Origin of the sequence: Rhodococcus tibetensis (genome assembly GCF_024438035.1) — a bacterium.
Lineage (GTDB): Bacteria > Actinomycetota > Actinomycetes > Mycobacteriales > Mycobacteriaceae > Rhodococcus_F > Rhodococcus_F tibetensis.
Map to the genome: position 1 here is coordinate 107,905 of NZ_JANFQF010000007.1, position 19,167 is coordinate 127,071.

At 65.9% G+C, this 19,167-nt stretch carries 16 protein-coding genes; 13 read left to right on the plus strand and 3 right to left on the minus strand.

All coding sequences use genetic code 11. The features are described from left to right. Positions 1 to 119 precede the first annotated feature (119 nt). The 6 genes from NOF53_RS10270 (at position 120) to NOF53_RS10295 (ending at position 9,084) form a co-directional block, all read left to right on the plus strand. Positions 120 to 1,571, plus strand: coding sequence for a CCA tRNA nucleotidyltransferase (locus NOF53_RS10270; protein WP_255967900.1), 1,452 nt, complete (start codon positions 120 to 122; stop codon positions 1,569 to 1,571). Between the two features lie 232 nt (positions 1,572 to 1,803). Continuing rightward, positions 1,804 to 5,946 (plus strand): bifunctional nitrate reductase/sulfite reductase flavoprotein subunit alpha, encoded by a 4,143-nt coding sequence (locus NOF53_RS10275; RefSeq protein ID WP_255967901.1) that lies wholly within the window; start codon positions 1,804 to 1,806, stop codon positions 5,944 to 5,946. Between the two features lie 87 nt (positions 5,947 to 6,033). Beyond that, positions 6,034 to 6,438 carry a TOBE domain-containing protein gene (locus NOF53_RS10280; RefSeq protein ID WP_255967902.1) on the plus strand — a complete coding sequence of 135 codons (405 nt, stop codon included), beginning with the start codon at positions 6,034 to 6,036 and terminating at the stop codon, positions 6,436 to 6,438. After that, entirely contained in the window at positions 6,435 to 7,205 is a 771-nt protein-coding gene (modA, locus tag NOF53_RS10285) for a molybdate ABC transporter substrate-binding protein (protein WP_255967903.1), read from the plus strand. Before NOF53_RS10280 ends, modA begins: the two co-directional genes overlap by 4 nt. Then, the gene (locus tag NOF53_RS10290; protein WP_255967904.1) at positions 7,202 to 8,008 is read left to right on the plus strand and encodes an ABC transporter permease; all 807 of its coding nucleotides are present in this window, start codon (positions 7,202 to 7,204) and stop codon (positions 8,006 to 8,008) included. Before modA ends, NOF53_RS10290 begins: the two co-directional genes overlap by 4 nt. Continuing rightward, on the plus strand, positions 8,005 to 9,084 hold the full coding sequence (locus NOF53_RS10295) for a sulfate/molybdate ABC transporter ATP-binding protein (RefSeq protein ID WP_255967905.1): 1,080 nt from the start codon (positions 8,005 to 8,007) through the stop codon (positions 9,082 to 9,084). Before NOF53_RS10290 ends, NOF53_RS10295 begins: the two co-directional genes overlap by 4 nt. Before the next feature lie 35 nt (positions 9,085 to 9,119). Here NOF53_RS10295 and NOF53_RS10300 read toward each other — a convergent pair whose 3' ends face one another. Next, on the minus strand, positions 9,120 to 10,634 hold the full coding sequence (locus NOF53_RS10300; RefSeq protein ID WP_255967906.1) for a glycoside hydrolase family 183 protein: 1,515 nt from the start codon (positions 10,632 to 10,634) through the stop codon (positions 9,120 to 9,122). Between the two features lie 240 nt (positions 10,635 to 10,874). On the opposite strand from NOF53_RS10300, the gene NOF53_RS10305 reads away from it, so the two are divergent. Beyond that, positions 10,875 to 11,360, plus strand: a complete 486-nt coding sequence (locus NOF53_RS10305) for a hypothetical protein (protein WP_255967909.1) — start codon at positions 10,875 to 10,877, stop codon at positions 11,358 to 11,360. A 37-nt stretch (positions 11,361 to 11,397) separates the two neighbouring features. Further along, the gene (locus NOF53_RS10310; RefSeq protein ID WP_109334736.1) at positions 11,398 to 11,808 is read left to right on the plus strand and encodes a PaaI family thioesterase; all 411 of its coding nucleotides are present in this window, start codon (positions 11,398 to 11,400) and stop codon (positions 11,806 to 11,808) included. Between the two features lie 18 nt (positions 11,809 to 11,826). Here the strand turns inward: NOF53_RS10310 and NOF53_RS10315 are convergent, their stop codons facing one another. Continuing rightward, complete coding sequence (locus NOF53_RS10315; RefSeq protein WP_255967913.1) at positions 11,827 to 13,140, minus strand: MFS transporter; 1,314 nt, start codon at positions 13,138 to 13,140, stop codon at positions 11,827 to 11,829. Positions 13,141 to 13,150: 10 nt separating this feature from the next. Then, complete coding sequence (locus tag NOF53_RS10320; RefSeq protein ID WP_255967915.1) at positions 13,151 to 14,092, minus strand: NAD-dependent epimerase/dehydratase family protein; 942 nt, start codon at positions 14,090 to 14,092, stop codon at positions 13,151 to 13,153. A gap of 140 nt (positions 14,093 to 14,232) precedes the next feature. On the opposite strand from NOF53_RS10320, the gene NOF53_RS10325 reads away from it, so the two are divergent. The 5 genes from NOF53_RS10325 (at position 14,233) to NOF53_RS10345 (ending at position 18,267) form a co-directional block, all read left to right on the plus strand. After that, on the plus strand, positions 14,233 to 14,928 hold the full coding sequence (locus tag NOF53_RS10325; RefSeq protein WP_255967916.1) for a TetR/AcrR family transcriptional regulator: 696 nt from the start codon (positions 14,233 to 14,235) through the stop codon (positions 14,926 to 14,928). A 68-nt stretch (positions 14,929 to 14,996) separates the two neighbouring features. Further along, positions 14,997 to 15,602: a YqgE/AlgH family protein gene (locus tag NOF53_RS10330; protein ID WP_255967918.1), complete on the plus strand. Its 606-nt coding sequence runs from the start codon at positions 14,997 to 14,999 to the stop codon at positions 15,600 to 15,602. Between the two features lie 230 nt (positions 15,603 to 15,832). Further along, positions 15,833 to 16,597, plus strand: a complete 765-nt coding sequence (locus NOF53_RS10335) for a DAPG hydrolase family protein (RefSeq protein WP_255967920.1) — start codon at positions 15,833 to 15,835, stop codon at positions 16,595 to 16,597. 510 nt (positions 16,598 to 17,107) lie between these two features. After that, positions 17,108 to 17,626, plus strand: coding sequence for a hypothetical protein (locus NOF53_RS10340; protein ID WP_255967922.1), 519 nt, complete (start codon positions 17,108 to 17,110; stop codon positions 17,624 to 17,626). Between the two features lie 110 nt (positions 17,627 to 17,736). Next, positions 17,737 to 18,267, plus strand: coding sequence for an MTB12 C-terminal domain-containing protein (locus NOF53_RS10345; protein ID WP_255967924.1), 531 nt, complete (start codon positions 17,737 to 17,739; stop codon positions 18,265 to 18,267). Positions 18,268 to 19,167: the final 900 nt, after the last annotated feature.

Below are 19,167 nucleotides of genomic sequence, written 5' to 3' on the forward strand. Positions count from 1 at the left end.
CCTGCGTGCCGCACCCGAACCGAGACGCTTCGTGACGGTCCTGGTGTATTCGGAAACTTCGAGGTGCCACCGCCGCATGCGTATCCCGCTATTTGCGCACCTCGGTAAGCTTCCTGCACGTGACTGTCCCTTCTCTCGACGACGAGCGCCGTACGCGACTGCGTGCCGGCGCCGCAGTGACGCTGCGCGAGCTGTCCGAAGTCCTGACGCCGCTCGGAGAGAGGTTCGCCGAGGCAGGCCACGAGCTGTACCTGGTGGGCGGGAGCGTGCGGGACGCGATTCTCGGTCGCCTCGGCACCGATCTCGATTTCACAACCGATGCCCGCCCCGAGCAGGTGCAGAAGCTGCTGTCGGGCTGGGCCGACAACCAGTGGGACACGGGAATCGACTTCGGGACGATCAGCGCGGCGAAGGCGGGGCAGCAGATCGAGATCACCACGTACCGTGCCGACGCGTACGACCGGGTATCGCGCAACCCCGTCGTCCAGTTCGGGTCGAAGCTCGAGGACGACCTGGTGCGTCGCGACTTCACGGTCAACGCGATGGCGGTGAAGATCGGCGCGGACGGATCGCAGAACTTCGTGGATCCGCTCGGCGGCATGGATGCGCTTCTGGCTGGTGTGCTGGACACGCCGTCCGCTCCGGAAAACTCCTTCGACGACGACCCCCTGCGGATGTTGCGGGCCGCCCGTTTCGTCTCCCAGCTGGGTTTCACCCTCCACGAGCGCGTGCATCGGGCGATCACGGATATGGCACCGCAGATCGAGCGCATCACCGCTGAACGGGTGCGCGCCGAGTTGGACAAGCTGATCTTGGGCGAGTTTCCCATCGACGGCATGAACGTGATGTGTGAAACGGGGCTCGCCGACCACGTGTTGCCCGAGGTGCCGCAGATGAAGCTGGAGATCGACGAGCATCATCAACACAAGGACGTGTACTGGCATTCGCTGACGGTGCTCGCGCAGGCCATCGACCTCGAGGACGGCGACCCCGACCTCGTGTTGCGGTGGGCGGCGCTGCTGCACGACATCGGGAAACCGGACACCAAGCGCAACGAGCCGGGTGGCGGCGTGAGTTTCCACCACCACGAGGTGGTGGGTGCCAAGATGGTGCGCAAGCGGATGCGCGCCCTCAAGTACTCCAAGCAGATGGTGGACGACGTCTCGCAGCTGGTGTTCCTTCATCTGCGTTTCCACGGTTACGGCAAGGGTCAGTGGACCGATTCGGCGGTGCGCCGCTATGTCACCGACGCCGGTCCGCTGCTGCCGCGATTGCACAAACTGGTCCGGGCCGACTGCACCACCCGCAACAAGCGGCGGGCGGCGGCACTACAGGCCACCTACGACGACATCGAGGAGCGGATCGCGCGACTCGCGGAGCAGGAAGATCTTGCCCGGGTACGCCCCGACCTCGACGGCAACGCAATCATGGAACTCCTCGGTATTCCCGCCGGACCCGAGGTGGGGAAGGCGTGGCAGCACCTCAAGGAGCTGCGACTCGACCGTGGTCCCCTCACCCGTGAGGAAGCGGAGGCCGAACTGTTGTCGTGGTGGGCGACGCACAAGGGCTGACGTGCAGCGACGGTTGGAGAGATACGCACCCGACCAGCGCATCGGAGTGACAGCCGTCACGCATTTTGCTGCGTTGTCGTCACAGACTCACCACCCCGCTGCTTCTCGGGTGCGAGAGACGTCATCGAACGCTCACGGGGGTTAATCCCGACGAAACACAGCAAACGGCACTCTTGATACAGGCCCCGAACCAGGTGGACAGGTTGCGGCCGTGCAGGTGAAGGAGCAGTCGATGCAGCAGCAGAAAGCCGGTACTTCCACAGTGAAGACCGCCTGCTCGTACTGCGGTGTCGGCTGCGGCATGGTCCTCGAAGTCGAAACGAACCCGGAAACGGGTACGCGCCGCGTTCTGAAGGCGTCCGGGGACAAGGAACATCCCACCAATTTCGGCCGGTTGTGCACCAAGGGCGCGACGAGCGCCGAGATGCTGGTGGCCGGAGGCCGGATGGAGACCGGCTACCTTCGCGACGAGCGCGGTGAGGCACCGACCGCCGTGCACGTCGACGCCGCGATCAGTGAGACGGCACGCCGCCTGAAGGAGCAGATCGACCGGCACGGACCGGACGCGGTCGCCTTCTACGTCTCCGGCCAGATGTCGATCGAGGCGCAGTACCTCATCACCAAGCTGGCCAAGGGGTTCGTCGGAACCAACCAGATCGAGTCCAACTCACGCCTCTGTATGGCCAGTGCGGCCACCGGGTACAAGCAGTCGCTGGGCGCCGACGGCCCGCCCGGGTCGTACCAGGACTTCGACAAGGCCGACGTATTCTTCGTGATCGGCGCCAACATGGCGGACTGTCACCCCATCCTGTTCCTTCGTCTCCTCGAGCGCGTGAAGGCGGGAGCGAAGCTGATCGTGGTGGACCCGCGGCGCAACGCGACGGCCGACAAGGCAAATCTCTTTCTGCAGATCGCGCCCGGCACCGACCTCGCATTGCTCAACGGCCTACTGCACCTGCTGGTGAAGAACGGGCACACCGACCCGGCCTTCATCGCCGAGTTCACCGAGGGCTGGGAGGTGATGCCGGAGTTCCTCGAGGAGTACACGCCCGAGAAGGTCGCGGGCATCACCGGCATCCCCGAAGCCGACATCCATCAGGCCGCCCAGTGGATCGGTGAGGCCGCCGAATGGATGACGTGCTGGACGATGGGCCTCAATCAGAGCACCCACGGCACCTGGAACACCAACGCGATCTGCAATCTCCACCTCGCCACCGGCGCGATCTGCCGTCCCGGCAGCGGACCCTTCTCCCTCACCGGTCAGCCCAATGCCATGGGTGGCCGCGAAATGGGATACATGGGACCGGGCCTGCCCGGGCAGCGGTCGATCCTCGCGGCCGACGACCGCGCGTTCGTCGAGGACCTGTGGGATCTGCCCGAGGGCACCATCCGCACCGAGGTCGGCACGGGCACCGTCGACATGTTCGAGCAGATGGCCGCAGGCCGGATCAAGGCCTGCTGGATTATCTGTACCAACCCTGTTGCCACCGTCTCGAATCGACGGACCGTCATCGAGGGTCTCGAGGCAGCCGAGCTCGTGATCACGCAGGACGTGTTCCTCGACACCGAGACCAACGGCTACGCCGACATCCTGCTGCCGGGCGCACTGTGGGCCGAGTCCGACTCGGTGATGATCAACTCCGAGCGCAACCTCACCCTGCTGCAGCAGGCCGTCGACCCGGTGGGTCAGGCGTTGCCCGATTGGCAGATCATCGCCCGCGTCGCCTGTGAGATGGGGTACGTGGACGCATTCACCTACGAGACGTCCGAGGACGTGTTCGAAGAGATCAAGCGCACGTGGAATCCGAAGACCGGCTACGATCTTCGCGGCATCACGTACGAGCGTCTCCGCCGCACGCCGGTGCAGTGGCCGAGCCCGCCAGGTGACCGCACGGACCGCAACCCCATCCGCTACGTCAACGACGGGGTTAGCCAGAAGCTGCTGTCGGCTCCCGACGGTTCACTCCCCCGGCTCGCCTTCGCCACGCCGAGCGGGAAGGCGGCTTTCTTCCCGCGCCCGCACATGTTGCCCGCCGAGATGCCGGACGACGACTACCCGTTCATCCTCAATACCGGTCGGCTGCAGCATCAATGGCACACCATGACGAAGACCGGCAAGGTGGCCAAGCTAAACAAGCTGAACTCGGGACCCTTCGTCGAGATCAACCCTGCGGATGCGAAGCGGCTGTCGATATCCGATGGTGACAAGGTGGAGGTGGCGTCGAGGCGCGGACGCGCGGTGCTGCCCGCGGTCGTCAGTGACCGGGTGCTTCCCGGTGGTTGTTTCGCGCCGTTCCACTGGAACGACTCGTTCGGCGAGTACCTCAGCATCAACGCCGTGACCAACGATGCCGTCGACCCGGCGTCGTTCCAGCCGGAGTTCAAGGCCTGCGCGGTGTCGCTTACCCGCGTATCACCGGTGTCCCAGCCGGCGATTCCGGAGACCGGCGGATCGCAACTGCAACTTGTGGGTCCGACGGACGAGCTGACTCGGCTTCTCGGCCTGGATGATTCGTCCCCCCCGAACTTCGACGAACACGAACGCACCTATCTCTCGGGGCTCTTGTCGGGACTTCGGACCACCGAAGTCCGCGGCGTGCCGGTCCTGCCTCGGGACGCACCGATTTCCGGCTCGAAGCGGGTGTGGCTCGACGGGCTGCTGGCCGGTCTGTTCTCCCGGTCGGACGAGACATCCGGGGTCACCGCGCAGAACGGCAGCGCCGCAGGTACTGAATCGGTCCAGCACCCTGTCGTGGTGGTGTGGGCGTCACAGACCGGCAACGCCGAGGAGTTCGCCGCCGAATGTGCCGCGCAACTGCAGGCGGCCGGGCACGGGACTCATCTGATCAGCATGGACGACTACGACGTCGGAAGTCTCAGCGGCGTCCGTGACCTTCTGATCATCACGAGCACGTTCGGTGACGGGGACGCGCCCGACAACGGCAGCAGCTTCTGGTCGGCGCTGAGCAGTGACGAAGCGCCCACCCTGGCCGAAACCCGCTATGCGGTACTGGCTTTCGGTGACTCCAACTACGACGACTTCTGTGGTCACGGTAAGCGGCTCGATGCCCGGCTCGAGCAGCTGCAGGCCAAGCGCCTCACCGCCCGCGTCGACTGCGAACCCGATTATGAGGATCAGGCGCGCGAGTGGCTGGCACAGGTGCAGAAGCTGGTTCGTGAGCGGGAGGCCGCCGAGGGCACGGCGACGCTCGCGTCGCCGACTGCCCGGCCCGAGGCCGCCCCCAAGAAGGTAGCGACCTTCACCCGCAAGTCGCCGTTCGTCACCCGCCTCACGAAGAACGTCCGTCTCAGCGCAGCGGGATCGTCGAAGGACGTGCGACAGTTCGGTTTCGAGGTGAGTGATCCGGAGTTCGTCTACGAGGCGGGCGACGCGCTCGGCGTCTGGCCCACCAACAGCGACGCGGTGGTCGACGAGTGGCTGAAGGTGACGGGACTGAAGCCCGATGTCCCGGTGACCGTGGCCGACCTGCCGGAGATGCCGCTGCGCGAGGCGCTGCGCACCAAGTTCGAGATCACCAAGGTCACGCCCGAGCTGCTCCGGTTCGTCCAGAGTCGCACGCAGGACACCGAACTGGCCCGGCTGATGCGACCGCAGAACAAGATCGCCCTCCAACAGTGGTTGTGGGGCCGGCAGTCGATGGACGTGCTGGGGCAGTACGGCGTCGACGCCGAGGTCGAGGAGTGGCTCGACGTTCTCAAGCGACTCCAGCCGCGGCTGTATTCCATCTCGTCCAGCCCGAAGATCGATCCCGGTGAGGTGCAGCTGACGGTGTCGGCTGTGCGGTACAACCACGAGGGCAAGGATCGGTCCGGTGTCTGCTCCACCTTCCTCGCGGATCACTGCGACGAGGCCGAGGTGCCGATTTTCGTGCAGAAGTCGGCGCATTTCCGTCCACCGGCGTCGGCCGATGCGCCGATGATCATGGTGGGCCCCGGCACGGGAATTGCCCCGTTCCGCGGATTCCTGCATGAGCGGAGGGAACTCGGGCACACCGGCAAGAACTGGATGTTCTTCGGTGAACAGCACGAGGCCACCGACTTCTACTACCGCGAGGAGATGGAAGCTATGCAGCGTGACGGATTCCTCACCCACCTCGATGCGGCCTTCTCCCGGGATCAGCGGCAGAAGATTTACGTGCAGGACCGCATTCGCGAACACGGAGCGAAACTGTGGAACTGGATGCAGGAGGGCGCGTACCTCTACGTGTGTGGTGATGCCAGCCGGATGGCGAAGGACGTGGACGAGACGATCCGCGAAGTGGTGCGTACACACGGCAGGCTCGACGAAGAGGACACCGAGCTCTACATGAAGCAATTGTCGACCGACAAGCGGTACGTACGCGACGTGTACTGAGTCGCAGCTGCGGCTTGTATTGCTTGTTTCTACCGCATATGCGCGCATACGATGAGGTGTATGACGCAGCTGCGGCGGTACGCCTAGATGACGCGCATACGGATCCGGCAGGCCGCGGAACTGCTCGGCGTCAGCGACGACACCGTCCGGCGGTGGATCGACAACGGCAGTCTTCTCGCCCAGAAGGACGACTCCGGGCGCATGGCCGTCGACGGCGCGGCACTCGCCGAGTTCGCCAGGGCCAACGCGACCGCGTCGCCGGATCTCCTGGGATCGGGGTCGTCGGCACGGAATCGGTTCACCGGGATCGTGACGGCCATCGTGTCCGACACGGTGATGGCGCAGGTGGAGTTGCAGTGCGGGCCGTTTCGGGTGGTGTCCCTCATGAGCAGTGAAGCGGTGCGCGACCTCCGGCTCGAACCCGGGAAGGTAGCGGTCGCCGTCGTGAAGTCCACCACCGTGATCGTCGAAACCCTCGGCGAAACCTCATGAGGCTGATCGCAGTGCGAGCAGCGACAGCTGTTTGCGCGGCCGTGCTCGCGCTCGGTGCCCTGTCCGGGTGCGGCTCCGACGACGCCGGCTCGGGTGATCGGATCACCGTGTTCGCGGCGGCGTCCCTGAAGTCCACCTTCACCGAGCTGGGGAAAAGATACGAGTCAGAGCATCCGGGAGTTCGGGTGGAGTTCAGCTTCGCCGGTTCCTCCGACCTGGCAGCCCAGCTGGACCAAGGCGCTTCTGCGGACGTATTCGCCTCCGCCGACGAACGCAACATGGCCAAGGTGGTCGATGCCGGTCTCGCCGCGGGCAGTCCCGTCGACTTCGCCACGAACATGCTGACCGTCGTGACCGCTCCCGGGAACCCGAAGGGGATCGCCACGTTCGCCGACCTGGACCGTGCGGGCACGCTCGTGGTCACCTGCGCGTCGCAGGTGCCGTGCGGGTCCGCGACACAGAAGGCCGAGTCGGCGGCGGGCGTCGATTTGGCACCGGTCAGCGAAGAGTCGTCGGTGACGGACGTCCTGAACAAGGTGATTGCCGGGCAGGCGGACGCCGGGCTCGTGTACGTCACGGACGCGACCGGAGCGGGCGACACCGTGACGGCGGTGGCAATCCCCGAGGCCGCACAGGCGGTGAACACCTATCCCATAGTGGCTCTCGCCGATTCGGGTGCGCCGGAGGTGGCTCGAGGATTCGTGGACTTCGTCGCGGGACCCGACGGCCGGGCGGTGTTCGCCGAAGCAGGATTCGGTGAGCCGTGACCCGATCGGCGCGTACGGTGGTTCCGTCCGGGCTGCCGGGCTGGATCTTCGTCCCGGCAGCGGTAGGCGGTCTGTTCGTCGTACTGCCGTTGACCGCGATGCTGGCAAGCGTCGACTGGTCGCGGTTCGTCCAGTTGGTCACCTCCGAATCTTCACTCGCCGCGCTCGAGTTGAGTCTGCGGACTGCTGCCGCCAGCACGGTGCTGTGTGTCCTGTTCGGCGTTCCGATGGCGGCCGTACTGTCTCGCAGCAGCTTTCGGGGGTTACACGTGCTGCGGTCGCTGGCGCTCCTACCGTTGGTGCTTCCGCCCGTCGTGGGCGGTATCGCGCTGCTCTACACGTTCGGCAGGAAGGGCCTCATCGGACAGCACCTCGAAGTGGCGGGCATCTCGATCGCGTTCACCACCACAGCGGTCGTGCTCGCGCAGACCTTCGTTGCGTTGCCGTTCCTGGTGGTGAGTCTCGAAGGGGCGCTCCGGACCGCGGGCCGGCGATACGAGTACGCAGCGGCCACCCTCGGAGCCACTCCCACCACGGTCTTTCGACGCGTGACCCTTCCACTGGTGTTGCCGGGACTGGTGTCCGGCGCCGTGTTGTCGTTCGCGCGGGCGCTCGGTGAATTCGGCGCCACCTTGACCTTCGCGGGCAGTCTGCAGGGGGTCACCCGTACCCTTCCCCTGGAGATCTATCTTCAGCGTGAGACGGATGCTGATGCGGCAGTGGCGTTGTCGCTGGTCCTGGTGGTCGTCGCGGTGGTCATCGTGGTGGGGTCGCGCGGCTGGGCGTCGAGGGCTGTGCCGTGAGCGGACTGAGTGTCGATGCGCGGGTGGAAGCGCGCGACGTCGAGATGGCCTTCGACGTCGCGGAGGGTGAGGTGCTGGCAGTTCTCGGACCGAACGGTGCCGGCAAGTCGACGCTGCTGTCCGTCGCGGCGGGATTGGTTCGGCCCGACCGCGGTCGCGTCGAACTGAACCACCGGGTGCTCACCGACACTGAGGCCGGTGTCGCCGTCCCGCCACATCGCCGGGGAATGGCGCTTCTCGCGCAGGAGCCGTTGTTGTTTCCGCATCTCACTGTCGCAGCCAACGTGGCCTTCGCACCCCGCAGTGCCGGCCGCAGCCGCCGGGAAGCGCTGACCATCGCCCGCCGATGGATGGACGCGGTCAACGCCACGCCGTTCGCCGACCGTAAGCCCCACGAGTTGTCGGGTGGGCAGGCTCAACGTGTCGCGGTCGCACGGGCTCTCGCAGCGGACCCGCAGGCGCTTCTCCTCGACGAGCCGATGGCGGCACTGGATGTGGCTGCGGCGCCTGCCTTGCGGGTACTGCTGCGAAAGGTCCTGCGCGAGGGGCATCGCACCGCCGTCGTCGTCACCCACGAGGTACTCGACGCACTCGCGCTGGCCGACCGCGTGATCGTGGTGGACGGTGGACGAATCGTCGAGTCGGGGTCCGTGCGCGAGGTGCTCTCCCGGCCTCGAAGCCCGTTCGCCGCGCGGATAGCAGGACTCAACCTCGTGGCCGTGTTCGCCACGCAGTCCGGTTTCGAAACCGAGAGCGGTGTGCGGATGCACGGCCTGCCCGACGACGACGTGGGAGGAACGGCTCCGGCCGTCGCAGTGTTCGCCCCACACTCGGTGGCGGTCCACCGCCGGTCCCCGGAAGGCAGCCCGCGCAACGTCTTCGGTGTGATCGTGACCGAAATCGAAGTGCGCGGCCCCATCGTGCGGGTGCGAGCGGCTGCGGCCCGTGGCCGACTGGAACTGAGCGCCGATGTCACAGCAGAATCGGTTGCGGAACTCGACCTGGTACCCGGACTCGAGGTGTTCTTCGTCGTCAAGGCCACCGAGGTGGCTATCCACGCCGTGGGTACTTCTTGACCTACCTCCGTGCTCGAGGAGCACCCACGGGTGTGTCAGCGCAAAGACGCGTGCATCAGGTAGACGTTGTAGCTGTCCCACTCCGACATCGTGAAGTACAAATCCTTGTCGGTCGACCACGGATGGATGAAGCCGCCGTACGCCTTCGGGTAGTCGGCCGTGTCGACGAGAGTGGCTCCGTCGGACCAGACGCCCTGCGGGGCCGAGGACTGACGGAGGATGATTCGCCCGCCGATCGGCTCGAGGTAGCTCATCAGCCACTTGCCCGCGCCGGTGTCGTAGCGAACCGACAGCTCGCTGGCCACCCCACCGATGATCGGGGTCGCGAGATGCTCGGACACCGGCGTCCACGTTCCGTCCGACCAGTATTGGTACGACGTGGTGTTGAGTACCTGATCGACGGGTACCCGGGCGAGACCGATAGTGCCGATGCGGCCGTTGGGGGTGCCGAACATGTAGACGTAGTCGCCCTGGGGCACCATGGCCGACACCTGGAATCGGGCGCCGAAAATGTTGTGCCACTTCGCGTGCTGGTCCTTGGTCCATGTCTGACCGTTGTCGTCCGAGTACGCGATGCCGCCGTAGTTCGTGTACCACATGCCGGGAACCACGCTCCAGCGCTTCACCGACATGTAGCTCAGGAACTGCCGATTCCCGATCGCGAACCCCGACGTGGGGATGGTGGTGGTCTCGAAGTTGTTGATGTGCCTGCTGTCGATGATTTCGGCGGCGTGGCACCGGCTGTCCTGGACCATGCTGTCGATGGTCATGCCGTCGGACAGGTCGGTGTCGGTGCTGTGCCCGAGAACATTGCTGCGCCAGTCTTCACCGAAGGCGCCCGGCGGAGCCCAGTCCTTGCCGAAAGTGTCACCGAACGCGACCGCGACCTCGCCGGGCTTCGTCTCCCAGGTGATGCCGAGGTCGGTGCCGTCCACCTGCCAGCGCTTGTCGGTGCGATTCTCCGACCCGTGGCCGGTCAGCTGCGACACCAGGCGCACGTCACCGACGGCGGGGGTGTCGAGTGCTGCGCTGAGGGTGCCGCGTTCGGCCGAGTTGATCTGCACCGGTGGCGCGGGCTGCGGAGCGGGACCTGGGCCGCCGGGCACGGGAATGGGAATGGTCTGCGGTTGTGGGTCGATCTCGATCTTCGGAATGTGCAGTGCGCTCGACCCGGACGATCCCGAAGAACCGGCATCCGGTAGCGGTTCCTCGATCTCGTCGGTGAGATCCGGGCACGGGTCCGCGCACGGGTCGGCGGGCAGGTCTTGCGCGACGCGCGTCTGATCGACCGTAGGGCCGGGGACCGGCACCGGCACGAAGTCGGGGTACGGGATCGGGATGCCGATGGTCGGCGGTATCGGCGGGAGCACCGGGCCACCCGGAGTGGGTGGCTCCTTGGCCGGGTTGAATCCGGTTTCACCACAGGCGTTCACCGGCAACCAGGTATTCGTCTCCGCCGCAGCGGGGACTGCCGAGAAACCGATCGTTGCCGCGACGACGGCGGCAACGCACAACGGTACTCCGGCAACAGACCAGGACTTTTCGACCACGGGACCCCTCCAGATCGGTGGTCGGAGTCAAAGTGGACCGACCTGCACGTTCAGGGTCGAAGGTAACATCCGGTGGCCGTGCTCCCGGATTCAGCGCCCGGCGAGCCTGATCGCAGTCCGATTACAGTACGGTTTCACGGTCGCACAGGAATTCGTTGATCGTGGCACCCCGATCGGGGAGAGCGCCGAAATCTCGGCTCCCGCGGAACCGGATGCGGCCGCGCTGCGTCGAACCTCTACATGGACCCTCTCGAGTATTCGTTCGGCACCGGTGCAGAAGCCCCCACGAGCTGGAACTCCCCTCCCGACCTCGACCTGGGTCCGCTCCGCGGTATGGATGCGGTGCGATTGGACTTCGACGGGGACGGGCTCCTCGACGACGCCATGTGGGACGAAAACGGCGACGGGACTGCCGACCACTCGGTGCTCGACTACGACGCCGGGGACGAAGCTCGCTACTTCACCGACCCAAGTGGCAACGGAACGTGGGACTACGAGGTGAGGGTGGCCGGTGACCAGAACGAACCCGCTCACGACCTGCGACGTCAACCGGATCCGGTGCCCGATCGGAGAAGTGACGAACCGTCCGACCCGCACATGCGCACGGTTGATTTCGTGCCGATTCCCGGTGCCGTGACGGCCGGCGCACTCCATGTCTGGCGGTCCGAGGCGGTGCTCGGCCACGCCATTGACGTGGCCCCCGAGATCGGGAAGGGTAAGTTGTGATTTCAAACCGAGTACGCATCGACAAGGAGAATGGACCATGACCGACCTGACCACGTCCGCGGCGAGCGCTTTCGTCGCCGCTGCCGGCCTGGAACTCGACGAGGTATCGGGCACGAAAGTCGTCGGCCACATCGATCTGTCCGCCGAGCACCACACGCCGTGGGGTGTCGTTCACGGCGGCGTCTACACGACGGCAGTCGAGAGCGCCGCGAGTATCGGCGCGAGCACGGCTGTGGCAGACCGCGGCCAGTTCGCGGTCGGTGTGCACAACGGCACCGACTTCATCCGGTCCCGCACCGAAGGTCGCGTCGACGTGGTAGCCCTACCGATTCAGCAGGGCCGTATCCAGCAGTTGTGGTCGGTGGTCATCACCGCTTCCGACACCGGCAAAGAGGTGGCCCGTGGACAGGTCCGTCTGCAGAATGTGCCGCTGCCCGGTTCCGGGTAGAGGTGCGTCCAGGACCGCTCAGGGGCCGGCGCGGCGTGCGTTGAGGAGGGCAGCGACCAGTCCCAGGGCGTAGAGGGCCGAACCGGCCAGTACCAATCCGAGTGATCGACCGTCGGGGGCGATCACGAGGGCGGCTGCGGCGATCGACGCGATGAACGCCACATTGAACACCGTGTCCTGCAGCGCGAACACTTGCCCTCGGCGGTCGTCCTCGATCTCGATCTGCATGGCGGCGTCGCCGCTCAGCTTGATCGACTGCCCGGCGAAGCCGAGAATCAGTGCGCCCCATAGCAGGGAGGCCTGGGTCAACGTCGCTACGAGAGTCGTCTGCGCGGCGAGGGCGAGGATCAACGCCCCGGTAATGGTGCGAGAACGTCCGATCCGCGGAATCGTGAACGGTGTGGAGATCGCCGCAAGGAGCATTCCCGCCGCGGTCGCGCCGACCGCGACACCGAATCCGGCAAGCCCACCCGGAAGGGATCCGGCCCTGGACGTGTCCCGCAGCACGAGGACCATGATCAATGTATTGGCACCGAACACGATGCGATGCGTTCCGATACCGATCATGGCGGTGGTGACACCCGGGGACTGCCACACGGCGACGGCTCCGTTGCGCAGTCCCGAGGCGACGGCGCGGACGACCCCGTACTCCGCTCGTTCGTCCGCGTGTGGGCCGAGGAGCCGATGGTGGAATCGGGACGCCGCGAACGCAGCGACCGCGGAACCGACCGCGGCGGCGGCGACGGCGATACCGGATCCCCGGTCGCCTGCGCCCGCGACACCGATGATGGCGACGGAGGTTGCGGCTCCGAGGGCGGAAACCACCGAACCGGTGGTGGTGAGCACCGAATTGGTGGCGACCAGCCAAGATTTGTGCACTACGCGTGGCAGTGCGGCGGAGACGCCGGCGAGTACGAACCTACTGACGCCGATGGCGGCGAGGGCGAGAAGAAGGATCGGGAACTCTCCGGCCCCGAATCCCAGAAGTGCCGCAGTCACCAGAATGAGCAACCCGCGCAGAACATTCGCCCACAGGAGGACAGCCCGGCGATCCCAGCGGTCGAGCAGCGCTCCCGCGTAGGGGCCGATCACCGAGTACGGGAGCAGCAATACCGCGAAACCGGCGGCGATCGCCACTGGGTCGGTCTCGCGCTCGGGATTGAACAGGATGGCCCCACCCAGCGCTGCCTGGAACATGCCGTCCCCGAACTGGCTGGCGAATCGCACCGTCGCGAGGCGGGCCAACCCGGGCGACCGGCGCAATGTGTGTGCGGTGCGGCGCCACGCCTCGCCATGACCTGGTCCTCGGGGGTTCCCGAGCTGTTTCGCCATCTACGGGACCCTATCCGGCCGCGACGAGCGACCTCTCCCGCCACCACTGGACGGTCTGCTCGGCGGCCTGGGGCAGTGGTGTCGGCTTCAGACCGAGGCGCTTCTCGCTCGCACTCGAATCCATGACGAACGGTTTCTCGAACTGATACATCATCTCTGCCAGCTCGCGGGAACCCTCGTGGACGCGGCCTATCGCTCTGAGAACCCATCCCGGGAGAGCGCTCACCTTCGGTGCCGGCACTCCCGCCGCGTCGGCGTACGCCTGAACCATCTGCCGTTGGGTGACTGCGGGGACCGTCGGCGCGTGCAACACGGAGTCCCACAGCTCCCGGTCGTGTGCAGCGATGATCATCGCCGCCGCGAGGTCGGGGACGAAGGTGAAGGAGTGGGGTGTGTCGGCGGAGCCCAGGACGCGCATCGTCTTGCCGGCGAGGACGACCGGGACCATTCGCTCACCGGCGTGGGCGGTGAGCACCTGCGGACCGAAGAAGTCGGAGGCGACGACACTCACGGTAGGGGTCGAGGAGGCGGAGCGAGCGTCGAGCAACCGGGCACGGATTCCGCGCTTTCCCGTCGTGGCGGTGCGCGGCGTGGTCTCGGTCATGGGCTGCTGTTCGGTGTCGTAGGAGTAGAGGCTTTCCGGGAACACGACCACCGCACCGACCTCTCCCGCTGCCGCGAGCACGGTCTGCTCGGCTGCCGGCAGGGTGCGCTCCCAGGCCTCGGCGGTGTAGGCGGCGTGGATGCAGTGATAGACGGCGGTGGTGCCCTCGAAGGCCGCACGCAAGGCCGAGGCGTCGGATACGTCGACCGGCCGCCGCTCGATCAGGGGGTGTTCGGGACCGCTTCCCGACCGGGTGAGCACGCGGACGCGTCGCCCCTGCTCTGCGAGCTGCTGTGCCACGGTGGTGCCGACCAGCCCCGCGCCGGTGACGATTTCGATGTTCGACATCTTTTGCTCCCGCTGTGTGAGTGGATTCCGCTAACCGAGAGCACTGCTCTCTGTTCAAAGACTGCACTTGTATCGGCGCAAAGTCAAGAGCACTGCTCTCATTTGTTGACACCGCTCTCTACAGTCGGCACCCTGAACCCATGCCAGGAACACCACGGGAACGTGCCCGAGAGCAGACGCTGCAGGACATCACCCGGATCGGCCGCGAACAGCTGGCAGTCGTCGGCGCCGCGGCCTTGTCGCTGCGAGCGGTGGCCCGGGACCTCGGAGTGGTCTCGTCGGCCGTGTACCGGTACGTGAAAAGCCGCGACGAGTTACTCACCCTGCTCGTCGTCGACGGATACGACGAACTGGGGGACGAGGTCGACGCCGCGGTCGCGTCCGAGCAGAACCCGCGTCAGCAGTTCCTGGCACTGAGTCGCGCAGTACGGGCGTGGGCTCTGCGTGAGCCGGCCCGATACGGACTCCTGTTCGGCAGCCCGGTCCCCGGGTACGAGGCACCCGGCGAACAGACCACCACGCCCGGAACGCGGGTCATTTTCGCGCTGGTCCGCATCTTGGACGGCGCCTACAGCTCAGGCCTTCTCGACGCCGATGCGTCCGCGCCCGTCGACGACGGTCTCGCGGCCGATCTCGACCGGATTCGCGCCGACCTCGGCCTCACCACCCCCGACCACCTCCTCGCCCGCGGGATGCTGGTGTGGTCGAGCCTGTTCGGGGCGGTGAACTTCGAGGTATTCGGTCAGTACGGCGCCGATACGTTCACCGACCCGGCGGCCCTGTTCGAACATCATCTCGCCGTCCTCGCCGACACCGCCGGGCTTCCTCCCGCCTGAATCGTGCGAACCGGACGCAGGTCGCGTCCTGGGACACATCGCCCCCGCCGCGGTGGGATGATGTTCGGGTGGCGCACGCAGAAGAACCCGAGGATCGAATGGCGTCGACGGAACCGGTGGTCCGCCCGGGGAGCTTGTTGGTCTCGTCCACCGATTTGGTCGAGCCCGCATTCCGTCGCACCGTGATTTATGTGATCGAGCACAACGAGGCCGGGAGCCTGGGCGTGGTCATCAACCGTCCCAGCGAAACGGCGGTGCAGGACGTGCTGCCGCAATGGGCATCGCTCGCCGCTCGGCCCTCCGCTCTCTATGTCGGCGGTCCTGTGAAGCGTGACGCCGCACTGTGCCTGGCCACCTTGCGGACCGGAGCGCTCATCGACGGGGTCGCGGGGCTGCGCCGGGTGCACGGCCGGGTGGTGATGGTCGATCTGGACTCCGACCCCGAGGTCGTCGCTCCCCTGGTGGAAGGTGTCCGTATCTTCGCCGGCTACTCGGGCTGGACCTTCGGGCAGCTCGACTCGGAGCTGCAGCGTGACGACTGGATGGTCGTGTCGGCGCTGCCGTCGGACGTCGTGGCGCCGGCCCGCATCGACGTCTGGGCCCAGGTCCTGCGACGCCAGCCTCTTCCCCTCGCCCTGCTGGCCACTCACCCAATCGACGTCGAGCGCAACTAGCAGGAAATAGCAGGCACGCAACTCGGGTGCGCGTTCCGACCGGGAAGTACTCTCAACCGATGTCGAGACACGCGAGTGTGACCCGCCGCGCGGCCCTTTCTGTCGGAGTTCTCATCGTCGGCACTGTGGCGGCAGGTCTCAGAGCGAGCGCGGCTCGTGCGCAGCCGGCGTCCACCGCGCGTTATCGCGGGTACTCGCCTGAGGATTGGGCGAGGCCGTATGCGAAGTTCATGGCTGATCGGACGTTGCCCCCTACACCTTCGGTGGCCGCCGCCTACACCGGTCCGCCGACACCGGCGGAAGGAATCCCGGAAGCTTCGACACTGCACACCGAACTTGCCGCGACCGATTACTCACCGATTGAGACCGGCTATGGCAGGACGAGTTCGGGCAAGGTGTGGGTGGCCGTGCACACCGAGATGCCAGGCGTCACGGCGGCGATGTGGGACTGGTGGTTCGGCTGGCACTCGGCGGAATCCGCCCGCTACAAGCTGTGGCATCCGGACGCGCACCTGTACGCGGGCCTCGCAGTGGACAAATCCGCCGAGTCGATTTCGGACCGAGCGAAGTACATCGGCAACGTCTCCTACGTCGACGAGTACATCGGCCCGAAACTGCAGCAGTTGGCGATCGCGTTCCAGGATCCACTCGCCCACGGTTTCGAGGTGCCCGACGGCCACACGATGATCCTGGCCAGAGTCGGCAGTGCTGTCGCCCCTTTGAACGTCGGATGGCTTGCGCACCAGGTTCGTCCGATTGCCGGAGGATGTGAAATGCGAAGTCGGTTCTATCTCGACATGTGGGGGATTCGCCTTCCCGACATCCGGAACGCCGTCGCTGCCGTCGAGCGGGGCCCGTCCCTCGATCCTAGGGACATCGCTACCGATATGGAGGCCGCTCGCGAGCTGCTGTTGCACTGCGGCCAGGAGATGCACCATCTCGCCCGATTCCTCCCCGACCTCTATAACGAGTTCGGCGGCGACGCACAGCTGTGATCGGTGTAGGGTCTCGAGAACCGTGGCCAAATCTCAGTTGGGATGGCCACTCGGTGGCCAGTTGGCCAAATGGGTGAGATGGCATTCGGCGGGGGCTGCGTACCGGGTCTCGAATCCCGTGGCGGAATCTCACGGCGGTGGCGAGCCTGGTGGCGGATCCGCCATCGTGGTGAGACATGCCATTTTAGCCGGTCACCGGATCGCCACTGCGGCGGCGTGATCCAGATCGTTCGGGGTATCCCGATTGACGCCCCGAAAGCAAAATCAGCACCGGACGGGTCAACGGGAACACGCAGCTCAGGGAGTCTCGGTCACCGCCCCGCTTCCGGAGACGTGTCAATCAACGTTCCCTACCGAGACGCCCGCCTCCGCCGCAGAGGGACGCGGGCGGTCCGCTCCGCTGAACCGGCAATCTGACAGAGGGGGCAGGCCACATGGGCGACGTCGCCCTCCGACGCAAGTACCGCGCATCGTGAGCGGAAGCATGCGGGTGAAATCTACGCTGAGTCAGTGGACAGTCTGGATCATCCCGCAGCGATGAGCGCCATCGCGTGCTTCCGGGCGGGTGGGAGCGGTGAGGGCACGGCGGAGCCGTACCTGGTCGTCGTACGTGAGGATGTCGCTGCCGTTGCGCTCCGGGACGCCCAGTCGAGGTGCGTCATCATGGTGAACAAGGTGGAGGGGCAATGGGAGACGCCTCAAATGGTGACCGTCGGCGTGTCGCCACGAGCGGCTCCTGATCGAAACTTCCGGCCATCGTTCATCCAACGCCTGGAAATTCATCGATCAGGGCCACCCACTGTTGACGGTGGTCCGCCCGACAGTTCGTGGATCACTGTCAGTGGTTTCGCAGCCAGCGGTGCGCGAAGCATTGCAGTGGCAAGTTCCCTCGATAGATGTGTTGCGGATGTCGCCGATGACGGATTCGTTCTCGCGGTGCTGCGGTCACCTTGGCGCGAGAAGCCGGCCGTTGTCGTCGCCATGAGTGACGGACGCAGGATTCCGTGCGCCCATCCCAGCCTCGGTTAAACGATCTCCCACCGATCGATGACTGGTGCCGGATCGTTTATGGCGATGTATCGGCGAGTTGGTGTGGCACCGGCTGTCACGCTGCGTCGACTTGGGGCGATACCTAGACCATGAGGGTTAGGAAAGCCGCGATAGGTGCAAGCGCTCTTGTCGCGATCGCAATCGCGGCCTGCGCCTGCTCGCCCGTCGATGACACCGAAGCGCGCGATCCGACCGTCTTCGTCCATCCCACACAGTTCGCACCGCCGCCGGCGCCGATCACCGATCTCGTGCCCACCGCCGAGCAATTGACCGCCCTGTACAACGCCACCACCAACTACTCGATACGCGAGGAGGACCGCGCGCGACTCTTGGATGGTCCCAGCGACCAGACCCTGCGGGTCGCGCGGGCTTGGGGTGCGCAGCCCACACCCCAATACATCCAGTTCACTACCGTGGAACCCGTCAGCCCAGACATGATCAACGCGACTGGGCAGGGCCGAGTCGGAGGCGTGGAACCCTACCCGGTGGGGCCAATTCCCTTCGTGCGTTCCAACAACGAATGGAAGCTATCCCGCGCCTACGTCTGCGGCATATTGACCGTTTTCGCCGACCTCCCAGATCCAAGTCGACGCACCACGAACGCACATGAGTGCAAGTGAGATTCCAGCAACCGTTAAGCGCTATCCCACCATGGGTTGCGGCGAGGGCGGCCGCAAACATCCGGTCTATCCGGAACGATCGGTCCTGTCATGGTCAACTCTCTCACTGATTGAGAGAGTCCAGTAGACGATCGTCAAGTAGGACTGCTCTCACTTACATCGCGGGGGCTTCGGCAGCGTCTGCCAGACGCGGACACCACCAGCGGATCGAGCTACGCTCAGATCGACGCCTTGCTGGAGGTGGGACTATGCCCCGAACTGCTTCGAGGGCCCGTAGCGGGACGACTCTCGCCGGGATCGCACTTGCCGCAATGCTGCTAGCTGCCCTGCCCGTGAGCGCAGCCCCGTCCGACACGGTCCTGCCGATCCCATTCGCGGGACTGGCCAACGGACCGACTGGATTGACTAACCCGCCGTTCAGTACGTACATCACTGTCAGGACGGACCCGGACGAGCCGGGGATCACTCGGGTTCGTTGCGGCGCATCACCCTACTGCGCCGTCGTCGTCCATTGGCGCAACCTATCGACCGGCGCGAGTGGCGCTGCGGACCTCTGGTTCGGTCCGAGCCCCCCGGGGGTTATCCAGACCGGATCTGGGACGGTGGTCGCTGCCGTTACGGCGGGCGGTGCTCCTGGTTACCCGGGCACCCCCACCACGCTTTTACCGGGCGCTGGCGGTTGGACAGTGCCTTAGCCTGGATTCCCCGCTCACCGTTCGGAGACATTCTCACGGCAAGCCATCACCGGGACGAGATCGGCGCCAAGCGTACAAAGCCGGCAGTCGTTGCCTATCCCGTAAGCGGATCCGCTTACGGGACCGGGGCAGACTACTGCCGGCATGCGCTGGGGCCACCACCTCGTCCCAGTGCAGGTTCCGCCTACGGGTCACCATAAGGAAC